Origin of the sequence: Lysinibacillus sp. NPDC086135 (assembly GCF_044746345.1) — a bacterium.
Classification (GTDB): Bacteria; Bacillota; Bacilli; order Bacillales_A; family Planococcaceae; genus Lysinibacillus.
Genome location: NZ_JBIVCA010000012.1, coordinates 1 through 17999, shown reverse-complemented (window position 1 = coordinate 17999; position 17999 = coordinate 1). Strand labels below are relative to the sequence as shown.

General features: G+C 37.7%; 15 protein-coding genes. 7 read left to right on the top strand and 8 right to left on the bottom strand.

The features are described from left to right. The first annotated feature begins 62 nt into the window (after positions 1–62). From gap to eno, 5 genes are all read left to right on the top strand, one after another. Positions 63–1079, top strand: a complete 1017-nt coding sequence (gene gap / locus ACIPKN_RS15985) for a type I glyceraldehyde-3-phosphate dehydrogenase (protein WP_400937747.1) — start codon at positions 63–65, stop codon at positions 1077–1079. A gap of 416 nt (positions 1080–1495) precedes the next feature. Then, positions 1496–2680, top strand: coding sequence for a phosphoglycerate kinase (locus ACIPKN_RS15980; protein ID WP_400937744.1), 1185 nt, complete (start codon positions 1496–1498; stop codon positions 2678–2680). Between the two features lie 38 nt (positions 2681–2718). Next, positions 2719–3480, top strand: a complete 762-nt coding sequence (tpiA, locus tag ACIPKN_RS15975) for a triose-phosphate isomerase (protein WP_400937981.1) — start codon at positions 2719–2721, stop codon at positions 3478–3480. Continuing rightward, entirely contained in the window at positions 3473–5014 is a 1542-nt protein-coding gene (gene gpmI / locus ACIPKN_RS15970; protein ID WP_400937742.1) for a 2,3-bisphosphoglycerate-independent phosphoglycerate mutase, read from the top strand. Before tpiA ends, gpmI begins: the two co-directional genes overlap by 8 nt. 2 nt (positions 5015–5016) lie before the next feature. After that, positions 5017–6309: a phosphopyruvate hydratase gene (gene eno / locus ACIPKN_RS15965; RefSeq protein WP_142509298.1), complete on the top strand. Its 1293-nt coding sequence runs from the start codon at positions 5017–5019 to the stop codon at positions 6307–6309. A 329-nt stretch (positions 6310–6638) separates the two neighbouring features. Here the strand turns inward: eno and ACIPKN_RS15960 are convergent, their stop codons facing one another. Further along, entirely contained in the window at positions 6639–7244 is a 606-nt protein-coding gene (locus ACIPKN_RS15960) for a hypothetical protein (protein ID WP_400937739.1), read from the bottom strand. A 485-nt stretch (positions 7245–7729) separates the two neighbouring features. Between ACIPKN_RS15960 and ACIPKN_RS15955 the strand changes: the two genes are divergently transcribed. Further along, positions 7730–8242 (top strand): GNAT family N-acetyltransferase, encoded by a 513-nt coding sequence (locus ACIPKN_RS15955; RefSeq protein WP_400937736.1) that lies wholly within the window; start codon positions 7730–7732, stop codon positions 8240–8242. Between the two features lie 367 nt (positions 8243–8609). Here ACIPKN_RS15955 and dltD read toward each other — a convergent pair whose 3' ends face one another. From dltD to ACIPKN_RS15920, 7 genes are all read right to left on the bottom strand, one after another. Next, positions 8610–9785: a D-alanyl-lipoteichoic acid biosynthesis protein DltD gene (dltD, locus tag ACIPKN_RS15950; RefSeq protein WP_400937734.1), complete on the bottom strand. Its 1176-nt coding sequence runs from the start codon at positions 9783–9785 to the stop codon at positions 8610–8612. Continuing rightward, positions 9782–10015 carry a D-alanine--poly(phosphoribitol) ligase subunit 2 gene (gene dltC, locus ACIPKN_RS15945; protein ID WP_053485840.1) on the bottom strand — a complete coding sequence of 78 codons (234 nt, stop codon included), beginning with the start codon at positions 10013–10015 and terminating at the stop codon, positions 9782–9784. Before dltC ends, dltD begins: the two co-directional genes overlap by 4 nt. Positions 10016–10077: 62 nt before the next feature. Next, on the bottom strand, positions 10078–11241 hold the full coding sequence (gene dltB, locus ACIPKN_RS15940) for a D-alanyl-lipoteichoic acid biosynthesis protein DltB (protein ID WP_400937730.1): 1164 nt from the start codon (positions 11239–11241) through the stop codon (positions 10078–10080). Continuing rightward, positions 11238–12710 carry a D-alanine--poly(phosphoribitol) ligase subunit DltA gene (dltA, locus tag ACIPKN_RS15935; RefSeq protein ID WP_400937728.1) on the bottom strand — a complete coding sequence of 491 codons (1473 nt, stop codon included), beginning with the start codon at positions 12708–12710 and terminating at the stop codon, positions 11238–11240. Before dltA ends, dltB begins: the two co-directional genes overlap by 4 nt. An 18-nt stretch (positions 12711–12728) precedes the next feature. Next, positions 12729–12866 carry a teichoic acid D-Ala incorporation-associated protein DltX gene (locus ACIPKN_RS15930; protein WP_132361964.1) on the bottom strand — a complete coding sequence of 46 codons (138 nt, stop codon included), beginning with the start codon at positions 12864–12866 and terminating at the stop codon, positions 12729–12731. A 646-nt stretch (positions 12867–13512) separates the two neighbouring features. Continuing rightward, entirely contained in the window at positions 13513–15153 is a 1641-nt protein-coding gene (locus ACIPKN_RS15925) for an alkaline phosphatase (RefSeq protein WP_400937725.1), read from the bottom strand. Between the two features lie 270 nt (positions 15154–15423). After that, positions 15424–16659 carry a transglutaminase domain-containing protein gene (locus tag ACIPKN_RS15920; RefSeq protein WP_400937723.1) on the bottom strand — a complete coding sequence of 412 codons (1236 nt, stop codon included), beginning with the start codon at positions 16657–16659 and terminating at the stop codon, positions 15424–15426. Between the two features lie 520 nt (positions 16660–17179). Here ACIPKN_RS15920 and secG point away from each other — a divergent pair. Then, complete coding sequence (gene secG / locus ACIPKN_RS15915; protein WP_400937720.1) at positions 17180–17407, top strand: preprotein translocase subunit SecG; 228 nt, start codon at positions 17180–17182, stop codon at positions 17405–17407. Positions 17408–17999 lie beyond the last annotated feature (592 nt).

Sequence of the window (17999 nt, the reverse complement as noted above, 5' to 3'; positions counted from 1 at the left end):
TGTGGATATTATAAATGTCCGAGGCAAAATAAATTATTTAAACATTATTGGAGGAATTGACAATGGCATTAAAATTAGCTATTAATGGATTTGGACGTATTGGACGATTAGTATTTCGTGAAGCAATGAAGCACGATGAATTTGAAGTGGTTGCAGTAAATGACCTAACAGATGCAGGCCAGCTTGCACACTTATTAACTTATGATTCAGTACACGGTATCTACGATGCTGATGTTTATGCAGACGGCGATTCTTTCGTAGTAAATGGAAAAAACATTAAAGTTTATGCTGAAAAAGATCCTGCAAATTTACCTTGGGGTGAACTAGGTGTTGATGTAGTACTTGAATGTACAGGTAGATTCCGCTCAATGGAAGAAGTAGGTAAGCATATTCAAGCAGGTGCTAAAAAAGCTATTCTTTCAGCTCCAGCGAAGGGCGAAATGCCAACGTTTGTAATGGGGGTTAACCATGAGGATTATAACCCTGAAACAGATGATGTTATTTCAAACGCTTCTTGTACAACGAACTGTCTAGCGCCAGTTGCAAAAATACTTGATGAAAAATTTGGTATTGAGCGCGGTATGATGACGACAATTCACTCATATACAAACGATCAACGTATCCTTGACTTCCCGCACTCTGACCCACGTCGCGCACGTGCTGGTGCAGTGTCAATGATTCCAACAACAACAGGTGCAGCAGTTGCAGTTTCAAAAGTATTACCTCACTTAAAAGGTAAACTAGATGGCTTCTCTATGCGTGTACCAACACCGAACGTTTCATGTGTTGACTTAGTAGTGGAGCTAAAAGCAGAAGTAACGAAAGAAGCCATTAATGCTGCATTAAAAGAAGCTTCAGAAAATGAGCTTAAAGGTATTTTAGGCTACAACGAACTACCATTAGTTTCAATTGACTACAATGGTAACCATAACTCTTCAACTGTAGATGGTCTTTCTACAATGGTATTAGAAAATAGTATGGTAAAAGTTCTTGCATGGTATGATAACGAAATTGGTTACTCTACTCGTTTAATGGACTTAGCTTTATATATCGCAGAAAAAGGATTAAACACTAAATAAGTGACATAATTCGATAACTAAAGTAAAAAGTGTGACACAATACCGCTTTTTGCGCACAAAAAGTATAGCCTTTATAATATCTTAAAGATATAATGTACAAGGGTAATGGGAGTGAGGGAATTTACCCTTACTCCTTTTTTATACGAAATATAAGGCAGATACGTGACTGGTTATGTAATTGCAAGACATAGAACGTGACTTTTGCTACTATAAAAGCAAGTAAAAGGGTACTTCACCATAACGTGGGTTGATTTCCGTTCCAAGCGTTTTTTTTGAAAATGCTTATTAAACGAAATTAATCCTATGTGATGATGGATCAACTATTTTTATCTAATACAGTTAAGTGAATCATGTGAGGAGCCAAGATGGGTGAATCCAGGTAATTCATGACTAAAAACTTTGAAGGGGGTTTCTTCATGTTAAATAAGAAGACGATGAAAGATATTGATGTAAAAGGTAAGCGCGTATTTGTACGTGTTGATTTTAATGTACCGATGGCAGAAGGTGCGATTACTGACGAAACACGTATTCGAGCAGCAATTCCTACAATTGAGTATTTAGTGGAACAAGGTGGCAAAGTAATTTTAGCTTCTCACTTAGGACGTCCAAAGGGTGAAGTGAAAGAGGATATGCGCCTAACTGCAGTAGGTGTACGTTTAGCAGAATTAATGGGTAAACCTGTTACTAAATTAGATGAGTCAATTGGTCAAGAGGTTGAAGAAGCTGTTGCAAATATGCAAAATGGTGACATTATTCTTCTTGAAAATGTTCGCTTCCACGCTGGCGAAGAGAAAAATGATCCAGCATTAGCAGAGCAATTTGCAAAATTAGCAGACGTTTATGTCAATGATGCGTTCGGTGCAGCTCACCGTGCACACGCGTCAACTGAAGGAATTACTAAGTATGTACCAGCAGTATCTGGTTACCTTATGCAAAAGGAATTAGATGTGCTAGGTAAAGCATTATCTAACCCTGAGCGTCCATTTACAGCCATTATCGGTGGTGCCAAAGTTAAAGACAAAATTGGTGTGATTGAAAGCTTATTAGAAAAAGTAGACCATCTAATTATTGGTGGTGGCTTATCATTCACATTCATTAAAGCGCAAGGTTATGATATCGGTAAATCTTTATTAGAAGAAGATAAAATTGATTTAGCAAAATCCTTTATTGAAAAAGCAAAGGCAAAAGGCGTGCAATTACATATGCCAATCGATGCCGTAGTCGCAAGCGAATTTTCAAAAGATGCTGAAACACAAATTGTAGATGTAAACGCTATTCCAGCTGACTGGATGGGCTTAGATATTGGTCCGAAAACAGCTGCTAAATATGCAGAAGTTATTAAAAATTCTAAATTAATCATTTGGAATGGACCAATGGGTGTTTTTGAAATGGATAAATTCGCGAATGGTACAAAAACTGTAGCTGACGCTATGGCGACAACAACTGGTTATACTGTGATCGGTGGCGGGGATTCTGCAGCGGCAGTAGAAAAGTTTGAAGTTGCCGATAAAATGGACCATATTTCTACAGGTGGTGGTGCATCACTGGAATTAATGGAAGGGAAAGAGCTTCCTGGAATTGTGGCATTAAACGATAAATAAATCATTAACGTGGAATAAAAACATAGGAGGCAAGAATGATGCGTAAACCAATTATTGCAGGTAACTGGAAAATGTATAAAACATTTGAAGAGGCTATTCAGTTTGTTGATGCGGTACAGGACAAACTTCCTTCAAATGATAAAGTAGACGCTGTTGTTTGTGCACCAGCACTTTACCTACCTACGCTTGTGCAAGTTGCTAGTGAATCTGAGCTAGCAATTGGTGCACAAACGATGCATTATGAAAACGAAGGTGCATTCACTGGAGAAATTAGTCCAGCTCAGCTAGCAAGTGTGGAAGTAGACTATGTTATTTTAGGACACTCTGAACGACGTGAATATTATAACGAAACAGATGAAGCCATCAATAAAAAGGTTGCTGCAGCAATAGCGCATAATATCGTACCGATTATTTGCTGTGGAGAAACGCTTGAGGAACGTGAAGCGGGGACTACTGAGCAAAAGGTTGCTCATCAAATTACAACAGCACTTGCTGGATTTGGCGCACAAGAAGTGGAGCATATGGTGATCGCCTATGAACCTATTTGGGCAATCGGTACAGGTAAAACAGCTACAGCAGAAGATGCTAACCAAGTATGTGGAGCAATTCGTGCAGTAGTGAAGGAATTATATAATGCTGAAACGGCCAATGCTGTACGAATTCAATACGGTGGTAGCGTAAAACCTGAGAACATTCAGGAATTATTATTAAAAGAGCATATCGATGGCGCTTTAGTTGGTGGGGCAAGTTTACAACCAGAATCATATTTGAAATTATTGGAGGCGGCAGCAAATGCCTAAAAAGCCAGTAGCATTAATTATTCTAGATGGCTTTGCATTCCGCGACGAAACTTTCGGAAATGCAGTAGCTCAAGCAAACAAACCTAACTTCGATCGTTTTTGGAATGAGTTCCCGCATTCAACATTAACTGCAGCTGGTGAAGCGGTGGGGTTACCTCAAGGTCAAATGGGGAACTCTGAAGTTGGACATCTAAATATAGGTGCTGGACGTATTGTCTACCAAAGCTTAACACGCTTAAACAAATCTATTCGTGAGGGAGATTTCTTTACGAATAAAGCATTTTTGGATGCCATAGCACATGCTAAAGCTCATCAATCTAAGCTTCATATTATGGGCTTACTTTCAGATGGTGGCGTACATAGCCATTATGAGCATATGTTTGCACTATTAAAGCTTGCAAAACAACAAGGCTTAGACAAAGTCTTTGTACATGGTTTCTTAGATGGTCGTGATGTTGGACCATCAACAGCTTTAGGCTATATTGAAGAAACTGAAAAACAAATGAAGGACATTGGCGTAGGTCAATTCGCTTCTATTCATGGTCGTTATTATGCAATGGATCGTGATAAACGCTGGGATCGTGTAGCCCTTACGTATAATGTACTAGTAGATGGTGTTGGTCAAACAGCTGACAGCGCAGCAAGTGGCGTAGCTGCATCATATGAACGCGATGTAACAGATGAGTTTGTTATTCCATTTAGCGTTCAAGAGCATAGGGAAGCCGTGGCAACAATTGACGATAATGACGCTGTTATTTTCTTCAACTTCCGCCCTGACCGTGCAATTCAACTGTCTAAAGTGTTTACAAATAGTGAATTTGATGGCTTTGCTTTATCAGATAAGCATCCAAAGAATTTAAAATTTGTATCATTCACACACTACAGTGATGAAGTACACGCTCAAGTTGCGTATGAAAACGATAACTTAAAAAATACGATTGGTGAAGTGTTAGCTTCTAATGGCAAAACACAACTTCGTATTGCAGAAACAGAAAAGTATCCGCATGTTACATTCTTTATGAGTGGTGGTCGTGAGGAGAAATTTGAAGGGGAAGAGCGTATTTTAATTGCATCTCCAAAAGTTGCAACATATGATTTAAAACCTGAAATGAGTGCTTATGAAGTAACAGAAGCATTACTTGCAGAGATTGCGGCCGATAAATTTGATGGCATTATTCTTAATTTCGCTAACCCTGATATGGTTGGGCATAGCGGAATGTTAGAGCCAACCATCAAGGCCATTGAAACAGTCGATGAATGTCTTGGTAAAGTAGTAGATGCACTCCTTGCAAAAGGTGGCGCAGCTATTATTACAGCTGACCATGGTAACTCTGATGAAGTTCTTACTTTAGAAGGGGCTCCAATGACAGCTCATACAACAAACCCTGTTCCAGTAATTGTGACAAAAGCAAATTTAATGTTAAGAAATGGTGGTATTTTAGCCGATTTGGCGCCAACCATGTTAGAATTATTAGAGGTGTCACAACCTTCTGAAATGACAGGTCAATCATTAATTGAAAAAGAGGAGAATTAATTATGCCATTTATTACACAAATTTATGCGCGCGAAGTTTTAGACTCACGTGGGAATCCAACGGTAGAAGTTGAAGTATTTACAGAATCAGGTGCTTTTGGACGCTCAATCGTACCATCAGGTGCATCTACAGGTGAATATGAGGCAGTAGAATTACGCGACGGTGACAAATCTCGTTACCTAGGCAAAGGTGTATTAAAAGCAGTTGAAAATGTAAACACAATTATTGCTCAAGAGCTAGAAGGTAATTACTCAGTTCTTGATCAAGTAGTCATCGACAAAGCTTTAATCGAGCTAGATGGCACAGAAAACAAAGGTAAACTAGGTGCCAACGCCATTCTAGGTGTATCAATGGCAGTTGCACATGCTGCGGCAGATTACTTAGATGTACCTCTTTATCAATATCTTGGTGGGTTTAACTCAAAACAACTACCAGTACCAATGATGAACATCATAAATGGTGGCGCTCACGCTGACAACAACGTAGACATTCAAGAATTCATGGTAATGCCTGTAGGAGCAGAATCATTCCGTCATGCATTACGTATGGGTGCTGAAATCTTCCACAGCTTAAAAGCAGTACTTAAAGCTAAAGGCTATAATACGGCTGTAGGTGACGAAGGTGGTTTCGCACCAAACCTTGGTTCTAACGAAGAAGCCATTACTGTAATTTTAGAAGCAATCGAAAAAGCTGGCTATAAACCAGGTGAAGAAGTAAAACTTGCAATGGACGTTGCTTCATCTGAATTATTCAATAAAGAAGATGGCAAATATCACTTAGACGGTGAAGGTGTTGTTAAAACTTCTGAAGAAATGGTTGGATGGTATGAAGAGCTAACAAACAAATACCCAATCATCTCAATTGAAGATGGCTTAGACGAAAATGACTGGGCTGGACACAAATTATTAACAGATCGTATCGGCGCTCGCGTACAATTAGTAGGTGACGATTTATTCGTAACAAATACGCAAAAATTAGCTGCTGGTATTGAGCAAGGTGTTGGTAATGCAATCCTTATCAAAGTAAACCAAATCGGTACGTTAACAGAAACATTTGAAGCGATCGAAATGGCAAAACGCGCTGGTTACACAGCAGTTATCTCTCACCGTTCTGGTGAATCTGAAGATGCAACAATTGCTGATATCGCAGTTGCTACAAACGCTGGTCAAATTAAAACAGGTGCTCCATCTCGTACAGACCGCGTAGCTAAATACAACCAACTTCTTCGCATTGAAGATCAACTTGGTGCAACAGCTGAGTACCTTGGTTTAAAATCATTCTATAACTTAAAATAAGCTATTACTAAGTAGCTTTACTGGTATCGCCTCAAAGGTATTTACATACTTTTGAGGCGAATTTTTTGGTGGTTGGGTGAATATGGGGCAGTTTTTGGCAAAGAGATCAGGTAACGTGGGAACTACTCAGGTAGGGAGAAAAAGTAATCGGGTACCCATAAGTACTACTCGAGTAGGAGAAGTGATCGGGTAACCTGGAAAAGCGCACGTATACCGAGAACTGCTCGGGTAGGAGCCGGGTTTCCTGGGCTGCTCAGGTAAGATGCAATCCCCTGTTAAAAGTTGCCTTTGAAGTCTAAAGAGAACCATTCAAATTAACAAAGATCCAGTTACTTGTTATGAATTTTTAATTTCAATAAATATACAAGATGGTCATCATTTATCATTTTTTTTACTTCATTCTCGTTCTGTAAGTCGTATGTTCGTATAGAGTTTCTATTTGATTCTCTGTATACACCTAGTAAATAAGTTTCGTTCAATTTTAATTTTACTGTTTCATCCCCAATTGCATAATCCCATCCACTAATACTACCAGCAGCTTGAATTTTGTCGATTTTTATAGGGTTTGCTTTAACACTTGGTCCATAAAGAAAAGCAAAAGATTCATCATCAGTATTTATTATCCCAAACCCTATATTGCCTTCTTCTACTTTGTTTGGACTTTGCCCATATGATAGTGCCATTAAGGAATTAGACTCCCATTGCCCATCTTTGTAACTTTCCACCCAAAGATCAACCCAACTTTTATCGGCATTATTTAATTTAAAATGAAAGTCTTGTGCTATGCCTAAATTTAAATCTTTGAAAGTACTCACATATTTAGAATCGGTGTTAATTGAAATAGTCGCTAATGCTGTATCTTTTTGATTAGTGCAACCTGAAAGAAATAACAAAAACAGTGTTGATAGGATACTAATAAAATACTTATTTCTCAATAAACGAAACCGCCTTTCAAGAATTTACTGCCTTTATTAAAAAAGGCAACGTGCTTTATAGAGGGCTCACCACCAAAAGTTGTGGATGACTTTTGTTAAAACGTCTACTATGTAAATAGTTGATTGGAGTGGAGACTGGGCGATTCCTCGGGGATCAGCGATAGAGGAAAGCATCACATCCTGTGATAACGCCTTCGTGACCAACATCGTGTTGGCCCGAGACCCTGCAGCGTAGCGGATGTTTTCTGTGCGAAAGCGAAGCGGCAGCAACAAAGCGCCCAATCGGAACGGAAATCAACCACACGTTTTGGTAATCATCCTTATAGAGTATTATTCGACAAATCTTGTAAAAAGACCTTGTAATGCTTTAATGGCATAAATACACTTATTGAAAGCTATGCAAGTGCATTTATGCCATTATTATATGTTTAAATAGTAAAACATAAATTATATATAGGGAAAACAATACTGAAAGGAGAATTACGATGAAAATTTTTGAAACAGAACGACTTACCCTTCGTCTACAAACAACAGATGATGCCGATTTTATCCTTGAGTTAATGAATGACCCTTCATGGTTGCAGTTCATTGGTGATCGCGGTGTGAAAACAGTGGAGGAGGCATGTGAATATATAGTAAATGGACCACTTCGTATGTATGAGCAATTTGGTTTTTGTTTTTATTTAGTTGAAAGAAAAGACGATCAAATCCCCCTTGGAATTTGTGGTTTTGTTAAAAGGGAGTCGCTAGAAGATGTGGATATTGGGTTCGCTTTTCTGCCTAAGTATTGGGGAAAAGGATACGCCTATGAAGCGGCTTCAGCAACAATGGCATATGGTTTAGATATACTAGGGTTAAATCGTATTGTAGCTATCACAACCCAAGATAATGAGGCTTCAGCTAAGTTACTAGAAAAAATAGGCTTGAAGTTTGAAAGATTAGTCCAATTTTCCAATGATGCTGAAGAACTTAGACTTTTTTCATTTAACTTCTTTTAGCAAATGTGTTATGGAGCGACAGGTGAGAATTCTCTATCTTTAGAGGTGGTTAAATGAACGGGATTATTTCAGCGGGTCACCAAACATCCGCTGAACTCTAGAAACTCAGTCTAAAAACGCCACATCCTGTGGTCACGAAGGCGTTATCACAGAACGTGATAGTTTTAGCCTTCGTTCCTCTATTTGCTTCAGGGTCTCATCTGTGACGCTATTCATTTCAGATAAGAATAACCCTTCCTCAATCAATTTTTAAGGAAGGGTTGAAAATGGAAGTTGTAGAGTGAATGCCCTCAAAGATAATCTACATAAAAAAGAGACAGTCTTTAGTGAGTAACACTTTAGACTGTCTCTGCTTTCGTTAAGTGATTTATTTCTGTGCCCAATATTTGTCTAGCTCTTGATCTAGATAGACCCAGCCCTTCCATGCAATATGAATCGTATCCATAATGAAATAAGGATCATAGTCATGGCTGGAGAAATCAACAAATGGAACACCATTATCAGTCAATATTTGGTTCATTTTTGCGTAATATTTATCACGGCGATCCGCAGGATATTCAGTGTAGTCATACCAATGACCATTTACTGGAATAGAGATGAATAGAGGCTTTGCACCAGCATCTTTTAAAATATCAATGACAAGCTGTAAATCCTCATATTCGGGTGAAGTCGTGTAATCTTCGCTTTTTCGGAATCCTTTAAACCTATCAAGATTAGAATTTTTAAGTCGCTTATAAAACTTGTTTTCAATCATTAAATCATTGGAAACACGCTTTTCGCCATATTTTTCGGCATTTTGTAGTTGTTGCTCAAATGTTTGGTCCGCAACTAGTTTGTCATTGTTCTTTAACTTACTCCCCTCTCGAGGGAAGAGCGAGTAATACAAATCTTTTTTCTCTAAAAGTGCCTTTTGGAAATGGCCAGCTAACATTGCAAGTCGCCCGATGATTGGTTTTTCCTTCCCACCAGATAATTTATATTCATAAATTGTTCTTAGCAGGTCATCGCGGTTTACTGTATCAAAATCAAGCAGGCGTTTCATTCCTCGATTTCGAAGATCTTCGTCAATGTCTTTATTGTATGCTAAATCATAAGCATGCAACATCGAATAGTTAGGAGAGAAGTGTAATTCATTCATGCCCTTTTTCGTAAACCATTGAGGGGAAATGATGAAAACAATTTTCTTATCCTTTAAATTCTTTTCCTGTGCAGCAAAATTTAAAAAGTGTGTAATAGACTGCATTCCACCACGCCCGACCATAAATGTCGTATACGGAGCATTTGTAGCACGAGTATAGTTATAAGGGTGGAAAGGGTCAAAACGATTTAATTCTGAGGAGCCATATAAAGGCATAGTATTAGGCTCCTGCAACATTCGCTCTTGGAAATACATCCCTTGGAACACTAACGGAGACATACTCGTCTTTGCTTGCTCTACATCTTCATCTGAAATCCAAGCTTTTATCCAGGAATTAGGGAAGAATATCAAGGCAGCAAAAAGAGCAAAAGCAATTAATAATGATAGAAAGCCTTTCTTAATCATTGTCTTTCAGCTAATTCCGCAGCAATACGATTTGGCGTGTTCCATTCCTCACGGTTGAAATCAGTAATTGGCACTGAGATATTAAAGCGGCTTTCAATTTCCACTAATAAATTAATTGTACCGAATGAATCAAGAAGTCCTTCTTCAAATAAATCGATATCTGGATTTTCTAAAATGATATCGTCCTCACATAATTCTACTAGCATTTCTAAAACTTGTTGTTTATCCATTTTATAAATCTCCTTTATTGTTTAGGCTGCGTTATTCATAAAAATATGAACAGAGCCATTAATTAAAATAATGTTCCTGAAAAAATATAGAAACCAAAGCAAATGGCATTAAACGTAATAAATACGCCGATTGCATGCGTCCATTTATTTTTTGGCCAAATCTTGCGCTTTTTATTCCAACGTTCAAATTTATCGAAGCAGATAATTAACAAGGCATGGTAGAGACCGTAGACAACAAAGTGCAATTCTAATCCGTGCCAAATACCCATTAAAAAGAACAGTAAAAAGAAGCCAAGATAAGAAACTGTATACTTGTTTTTAATCCATTTTTTCTTCGTCATCCAAAGTACGAAGCGCATATAAACATAATCCCTGAACCAGAATGAAAGACTCATATGCCAACGGTTCCAGAAGTCTTTAATATTGCGACTCGAGAATGGACGGTTAAAGTTAATTGGCGTTTGAACACCCATAATGCGACTGACACCAACTGCAAAAGCACTATAACCTGCAAAATCGAAAAATAGATAAAAACTATACATATACATATACGCTATTTGCCCTTGAAAAGGTGTCAAATAGTTATACGTTTGATTTGGTAAATAAATAAGTGTGTAATTGTATATTAAATAAGCCAAAATAAATTTATATAAAAAGCCTAAAAATATACAATTGATCCCGCTTAATAGCAGTTTTTGATAATCTTGTCCAGATGGCACTGTGTGCATATCTTTATAAAAGCGTCGCCAACGATCAATAGGTCCCGAAGTTATTGTTGGGAAGAACAGTAAGAAATAAGCAAGCTCAACTACTGAAATTTTATCCTTAATTAAGCCATCACGAGTTTCTAAAATCATTTGTACCGATTTAAAGGTAATATAGGATACCCCTAAAAATCCAAATAAATTATTAAGGCCAAGCATAGGCAGAACCTTCACAAGTACAAGTGGCAAAATAGACAGCAGTACAGCAATTACGAATACGGACGTGCTATTCTTCTGTAAGCGATATTTTTGGTAACCGACAATTAATAGTAACTGAAATACTGTAAATAGTATAAGAGAAGTTGAGCCATTAAGGGAGTTACCAAAAATAAGAGCTAACACGACAATCGAAATAAAGATATTATAGCGTTTAGCTGATTTCCCACGAAGTCCTAAAATAATGGATGGCATTAATAAAATACCAATGATGATGAAGAAAAATATATTTCCATAAGCCGTCATACTGTTTCCATAACCGCCAATCCTTTACGATCAACTTTACCGTTAGTATTTAAAGGTAAAGTGTCAATGTATTTGAACGTTTTCGGAATCATATAAGATGGTAAATACTCCGCTAACAATGCTTTAAGCTGCTTCGTCATTTTGAAGGCAGAGTCTGTCAATGGTTCTCGTAGAACAACAAACGCACTTAGTGAAACAATTTCATCATCTTTTGAAATAGGTATAACAACACAGCTAGCAACAGTTGGAAGATTGCCGATTTGCTTTTCAATTTCCTCGATTTCTAAACGATAACCGTGTAGTTTCACCTGGAAATCTTTTCGTCCTGAAAAGAACAGATAGCCATCTTTTTCATAACCAACGTCCCCAGTTTTATAAATACGTTGATCCCCTATTGTAGGAAACGCTTTAAGTGTTAAATCAGGTGCCCCAAGATAACCTGCACTTACAGTCGGTCCAGAAATAATAATCTCGCCATCTTCTTGCAAGGATAGATTAGGCTCAGATAGAGGAGCGATTGGTAATTGGTCAAATTGCTCCAGAAGCTCCTTTGTTACTTCCACATAAGATACGGCAACCGTTGTTTCTGTAGGACCGTATAAGTTAAAAATAGAAGCTTGTGGGAAGCGCTGCATTAATTCTGTCGATACGGATACTGGTAAAACCTCTCCGCAGAATAAAAACGTATTTAAAGTAGGCATTAACGCCTGATCCCATTCTTTGTTCATTAAGCAGATCTTCGCAAAGGAAGGTGTAGAAGTCCAAACGCGAATATCAGATGAAGCTAATGACTCAAATAACGCTTTTGGATTAGCAATTTGCTCCTGCTTAATAGCGTAAAGTGTTTGCCCACTAACGAGTGCAGGATATAAATCCATTACCGATAAATCAAAGGAATAAGGTGCTTGATTTAGAAACACGCCAGATTCCTGTAAAGGGAAATGCTCATGCATCCAATCAACAAAATGTGCTAAATTATCAGCTGTAATTTGAACACCTTTTGGCTTTCCAGTAGAACCAGATGTGTAAATAATATAATGAATTTCTTGATCCTTAACCCAAGTTGAAGGCTCTGTCGAAATGCTAGTAGCTTGAGCCACTAGATCACTTACTTCCACTACAGGCACTGATTGATTCGCGTTTAATGTTTCAGTTTTTAGTAGTAAACAAGCCTGAGAAGCTTCTATTATAATTTGTAACCTTTCAGACGGTGTAGAAGAGTCAACCGGTACATATGGATGACCTGCCTTTACAGCTCCTAAAAAGGCAACGATTTGTAAAGGGGACATATGCCCGTAGACGACGATAGGTTGTTGTCTTTTCAAATCAAGAGCCATTAAATATTGCGCTACACAATCAGAAAGATGCCAAAGCTCACCATACGTTAAGGCATCACTATTGGTTTGATATGCAGTTCGATGTGGATGCTGTTGTGCCACTTTTTGAATAGCCTCTAAAATACTTAACATAGTTTATATCTCCTTTTCTTAAAATTCCGTATATATAAATGGTCCTGCGTTCATATCATGGAAGCCATGGATAAGAAACAAGAGCGTTAAAATGATGAAGTAAAATAACGTAAAGCCTATAAAACGTAAAACCTCATTATTTTTAATGGATTGCATATGTCCACCTCCAATTAAAAATGAAAAAAGATTATAACTTTGTAAATATATAAATAAATAGATATTTTTTCAAGTTTTTTCTAAATTATTTTTCCACTTATTAATTTTTCAACACTGTTTTGACGGATTGTAGCTTAAAATGTTGCTAAATTTCTCGATATTCATAAAATCATAAGATTAATTTAAGGTAAAATTAAGGTTTCTAAAAACTCACCTAAATGAAGGAAAGAAAATGATTTTCCTTTGTACCTCAATTTGAATTTTACTAAAACTACAATCACCTTTATTATCGCTGTTTTTCCGCTTCAATGGTACTTAAAAAATCCTTAAATTTCGTTTTAGAGCATTCGAAGCAATCTATTTTTTCGTTACATTAAGCATAATAAATGAAAGTAAAATCAAAGTAAATCGGACGGAAAAAATTGGTATAATTTATAATGAGAGGGGATAACCAAAATGGAAGCTGTAAAAATGTTAAGCAGATGATAAAAGTGGTAATCTTTTGAGGACTGTTGCAAAAACAAATTTGAGCAAAAAAGAAAAGTGCCACCATCAAGTTAGACATCTCAACTTATGATAGCACCCTTATTTTTATCTCGCTACAGAATTCCAAAGTAAGTGGGAGAATAACTTTCCGTAAAAGCCCTTATTTGATTACATTTAAAACTTTTTTAGAAACGTAAAATTCAGTACCGTTGTAGACATTGATTGTATCAAAGGTATGTGTTTGTGCTGTCTTGTCTTGTTCGTATATTAAAATGTTCTTATTAACTGGGATTGTAACGGTTACATTATTTTTTTGTGCAATCAATTTAGGGTTATCTTTATCAGTTAAGTCAATTTTAGATGTGTAGCCTTTTTCCGTAAATGCTTTTGTTGCTGGTATATATAAATCATCTGTAAGCTTATTTAAATCGAAGTCCATAAACTTTGCCATCGCATGGGCTAAATCTGTGTTTTCTACAAGGCCTGTAATTTTAGATGGCCCGAATGAGTATAAAAACACATCATCACCAGTATGCCCACCGGTTGTAAAGCCAATATTAGCACGGTTGGCAAGCATTTTTACCATTTCTTCTTCAGGGTCTTTAGCTAACTGTAAGGTTGCAAGCTCGTCCGGAGATAAATCATCTAATCCATAAAGTGCAGCGACTTCTACAATATTTGATTTATCTTCCTTTAATTGGCTTAGCGCACCTTCAACGGTCATTTTAGCTTTCTTTAGAGGGTCGATATAGGCAGAAACAGGTGTGTTGGAATAAGTACTTGTCGTGTTAGCATTCCCCATTGTAATCCCACTGTTGCCGTGGTCTGTAACAGCAATGACCATAGTATTGCCATCTTTTTTTGCAAAATCAACCGCTTCCTTTACTGCATCATCAAACGATAAAATATCGCTAATCATACCAATTGTGTCATTGGCATGAGCCGCCCAGTCCACTTTACTGCCTTCTACAAATAAGAAGAAGCCATCTTCATCCTTTTTGAGCGTATCAATAGCTTTACTAGTCATCTCAGCAAGACTTGGCTCAGATGCTTTTGTTTTGGCACGATCATAATCGTAGGCAAGGGCACCTGGAGCAAAGCTTCCCCAAATTTTTGACGATTCACTATTTAGAAGCTCATCTCGCGTTTTCACGATGTCATAATTTTTTTCTTTAAGGACATCCACTAAATTCTCGCCATCTTTTCGAGCATTTTTAGTTGTGCCGGGTGCCAAAGACTCAAAGCCACCACCTAATACGACATCAATGTTTTGATAAACTTGCTGCTCAGCGATGTCATCATATTGGCTTCTATTATTAACATGTGCAGAAAAGCCTGCTGGTGTGGCATGCTGAATTTCCGAAGTAGCAATCAATCCAGTCGCCTTGCCCTGTTGTTTAGCTCCTTCTAAAACATTAGCTACAGGCCTAAAAGCATCCTCTTTGGCAATTTGCTTAAGTCCTGGTGAATTAATAACGGACGGTAATACACCTACAAATTTATCATTTGATTTATGGCCAGTTGCTAACGCAGTAGCGGCAGGAGCTGAATCAGTAATAGCTGAATCGGCAGAGTATGTACGCACGCCCCCTGATAAAATTTCATCCATCGCTAAACTTTGACCTTTAAACCAACGAGAAAGTGTAACGGCATTATTACTACTACCATCCATCACGAGCATAATCACATTTGTTGGCTTCTTTACTTGAGCAGCTTCTACTTGCGGTTGAGCGATACTAATCGACGATAAAGCAATTGCGCTTGCTAGTAACAATGAACTCCATTTTTTTGAATGTTTCATGATTTTCCTCCTTAAGGTAAGGTCATTTCACAAGTAAGTGTAAAGGAAGGTTGTAGAGCTACAATGAATTAATTGTTATGATATTGTGTGGATATTGTTAAATGTGGCATATATAACCAAAGTGTGGGGTTGATTTCCGTTCCGACTGAGCGCTTTCCTCCAGGCTCATCTGTAACCTGATCCCCAAGGAGTCGCCCAGTCTTTACGAAAACTAAAGGCTGAATGTGAAAATAAAATCTGTCTTACTATCTATTGGGATGGAAGCATAAGCTATAAATTTTGTGAATGTTTTTCACCATCAATGGTTTCGTATAATAAAACCCCTTTATCATTAATGAACAAGTTTTGAACCTCTTCCTCAAACAACACTTCTTCTGAGCCATCTTTTATAAATATCTTTGTTAAAAAGCCGGCATTATCATAATCACTACAATAAATCGAATCGTCAACTGCCGCAAGGAAATAACAGGCTGTTTCCGTAACCTGTCTATTTTGTTTTGTTGCTAAATCATAGGCGTATACCATGTTATCGGCCATGCTATTATAATAAATAACGTTGCCAACAGTATCCGCGTACCACATATCATGCATAAAATCATATGCATCGCTTGTAGCAGCAAAATAGTTGTCACGTGCCCAAATATGATCTTCACTTAGTTTTTCGTCATTCACTAAAAAATATTCGTAGGAAATAGCATAAGGTTCATCAGGATTAACATCATTCCAAGTCGTATCAACATGATACCAATCACCATTAACACTTACTAAATTCCATGCATGAAGCTGATTATCGCTATAGCCATAAACATATTTAGCATCAAGACCAGCCGCCAAAAATAAACGGTAGGCTAAAAGTGTATAAGCTTGGCAAACACCAGTTTCTTGACTAATTAATTCATAAACAGATTGACCTTCTGATGCATCTTCACCAGAATAAGTGGCTAGTTGTACTACAAAGTCATTAACGGCTTTAGCACGATGAAAATCATCCATGTCATTTGTAATGTACTTAGTTGCAAATTTCTCTACATAATCATCGACTTTCTTTTCCTTTTTGGCATCTGTTAAATATGTAAAATCAAATTCTATCTCATAACCACTATCTACTTCCCATGCTTCCCAGTTGAAATCTTTGATATATCCTGTTGTATAAGGATTAACAAAATTAAGTATGTTATAAAGATCATTCAGTTGTTCTTCAAATGTATCCCATTCTAATTTTCCCCTATATATTACTGTAAAGTTTGGGTCAAACGTGGATATATGCTTCTCAACCTTTTTTGAGAATTGCAACAAAGCAAGATCTTTCTTAAATAATGTCGTTGAAAAAAGGTCTTCTGCAGAAAACTTCACTGATGGAGCTTTACTAGTAGGCTCCTTAAAGTCCATAGAAGCCTCTTCAGGTTCCTCTGGTACTAATACTTCGACGGCTTTGATAACAGCTGAACAAGCACTAAGCATGCTTAAAATAATAAGTAAAAAAATCAGCAATAAACTCTTTTTCATAATTCCTCCATTATAATTATATTTTTAACTCATCACTAAAACGTGAGGGTGATTTCAGCGTTTTCCAGGGGACGTTCGATATGCCACTAAGAGCAACAGATGTTTTTGGGCGAAAGCAAAGCGACAGCAACAGATGTTTTTGTGCGAAAGCGAAGCGACAGCAACAGATGTTTTTGTGCGAAAGCGGCGGGATGTTGGTCCGAAGGCATGATCAGAGGACGTGATGCGCTTACCCCTCGTTCCTCTATTTTTGCAGGGTCTCTTCTGTGTCGCTAATCCCCAAGAGTCGTCTGGCCTCCACGCCAACCAACTTATATGAACGGCATTTTTTGGGATTTTTGTGATGACTATGCTTTTAACTATTATAGGATAATGTGATAGCAAGTTGGTATGTTGATTTTCAGAAAAACTAACCGAATGAGGTAAAATGAGGGTATTTATTAATCTTAGTTTGTCAAGAGAACCTTTTTTTGTTATAATATATTATGTTGTGATGTTCGAAGTTCGGGAGGTGCAGTGAATGCATACAGTAGTATTAGTTTCATTAGTTATCGTTTCAGTAGCGTTGATCGTTGTAGTATTACTTCAATCTAGTAAAAGTGCAGGCTTGTCAGGTGCCATCTCGGGTGGAGCTGAACAACTATTTGGAAAGCAAAAAGCACGTGGTATGGATCTAATCCTTCATCGTGTAACAATTGTGTTAGCAATATTATTCTTTCTTTTAGCACTCGCTATTACAAAAATCTAATAGTTGAAGATATATCGCCTAACCTTTACTGGTTGGGCGTTTTCTTTTATGGTACTAATTATTTGGATATCGTCAATACATAGTTAGTTCAGCAAAGTCGTGTGTGGGGCAGGGAGATACTCGTGGAAGCGAAGTGAATACTCGCGTGAGGTCGGGCGCGGAAGCAAAGAATGCTCGCGTGAGGCAGGGAGATACTCATGGAAGCGAAGTGAATACCCGCGCTAGGGTGGGATGGAAAAGCTAAAGTGATGGCTAGACTCCTCGAAGCGACGGATAGAAAAGCTAAAGTGATGGCTAGACTCCCCGAAGCGACGGATAGAAAAGCTAAAGTGATGGCTAGACTCCCCGAAGCGACGGATAGAAAAGCTAAAGTGATGGCTAGACTCTCCGAAGCGACGGATAGAAGAGGCAAAGTGACGGATAGACTCCTCGAAGCTCTTTTATCAGCGATGAAAGAGCTGAAGCGGCGGGATTTCGTGTTTTAGCGGCGATCCTTGGATTGAGTCCGTATAATTGTGTAAAAAGAAAAGGGGTCATTTTCTTTCCTCTTGGTTACAATGTTTTCAACCACGAAAATAAAGTAAAGTGAGGA

What these genes read in the sequence shown, in the direction of transcription:
- gap (WP_400937747.1), top strand. Translation starts at nt 63, where the DNA reads ATGGCATTAAAATTAGCTATTAATGGATTTGGACGTATTGGACGATTA.
- ACIPKN_RS15980 (WP_400937744.1), top strand. Translation starts at nt 1,496, where the DNA reads ATGTTAAATAAGAAGACGATGAAAGATATTGATGTAAAAGGTAAGCGC.
- tpiA (WP_400937981.1), top strand. Translation starts at nt 2,719, where the DNA reads ATGCGTAAACCAATTATTGCAGGTAACTGGAAAATGTATAAAACATTT.
- gpmI (WP_400937742.1), top strand. Translation starts at nt 3,473, where the DNA reads ATGCCTAAAAAGCCAGTAGCATTAATTATTCTAGATGGCTTTGCATTC.
- eno (WP_142509298.1), top strand. Translation starts at nt 5,017, where the DNA reads ATGCCATTTATTACACAAATTTATGCGCGCGAAGTTTTAGACTCACGT.
- ACIPKN_RS15955 (WP_400937736.1), top strand. Translation starts at nt 7,730, where the DNA reads ATGAAAATTTTTGAAACAGAACGACTTACCCTTCGTCTACAAACAACA.
- dltD (WP_400937734.1), bottom strand. Translation starts at nt 9,785, where the DNA reads ATGATTAAGAAAGGCTTTCTATCATTATTAATTGCTTTTGCTCTTTTT.
- dltC (WP_053485840.1), bottom strand. Translation starts at nt 10,015, where the DNA reads ATGGATAAACAACAAGTTTTAGAAATGCTAGTAGAATTATGTGAGGAC.
- dltB (WP_400937730.1), bottom strand. Translation starts at nt 11,241, where the DNA reads ATGACGGCTTATGGAAATATATTTTTCTTCATCATCATTGGTATTTTA.
- dltA (WP_400937728.1), bottom strand. Translation starts at nt 12,710, where the DNA reads ATGTTAAGTATTTTAGAGGCTATTCAAAAAGTGGCACAACAGCATCCA.
- ACIPKN_RS15930 (WP_132361964.1), bottom strand. Translation starts at nt 12,866, where the DNA reads ATGCAATCCATTAAAAATAATGAGGTTTTACGTTTTATAGGCTTTACG.
- ACIPKN_RS15925 (WP_400937725.1), bottom strand. Translation starts at nt 15,153, where the DNA reads ATGAAACATTCAAAAAAATGGAGTTCATTGTTACTAGCAAGCGCAATT.
- ACIPKN_RS15920 (WP_400937723.1), bottom strand. Translation starts at nt 16,659, where the DNA reads ATGAAAAAGAGTTTATTGCTGATTTTTTTACTTATTATTTTAAGCATG.
- secG (WP_400937720.1), top strand. Translation starts at nt 17,180, where the DNA reads ATGCATACAGTAGTATTAGTTTCATTAGTTATCGTTTCAGTAGCGTTG.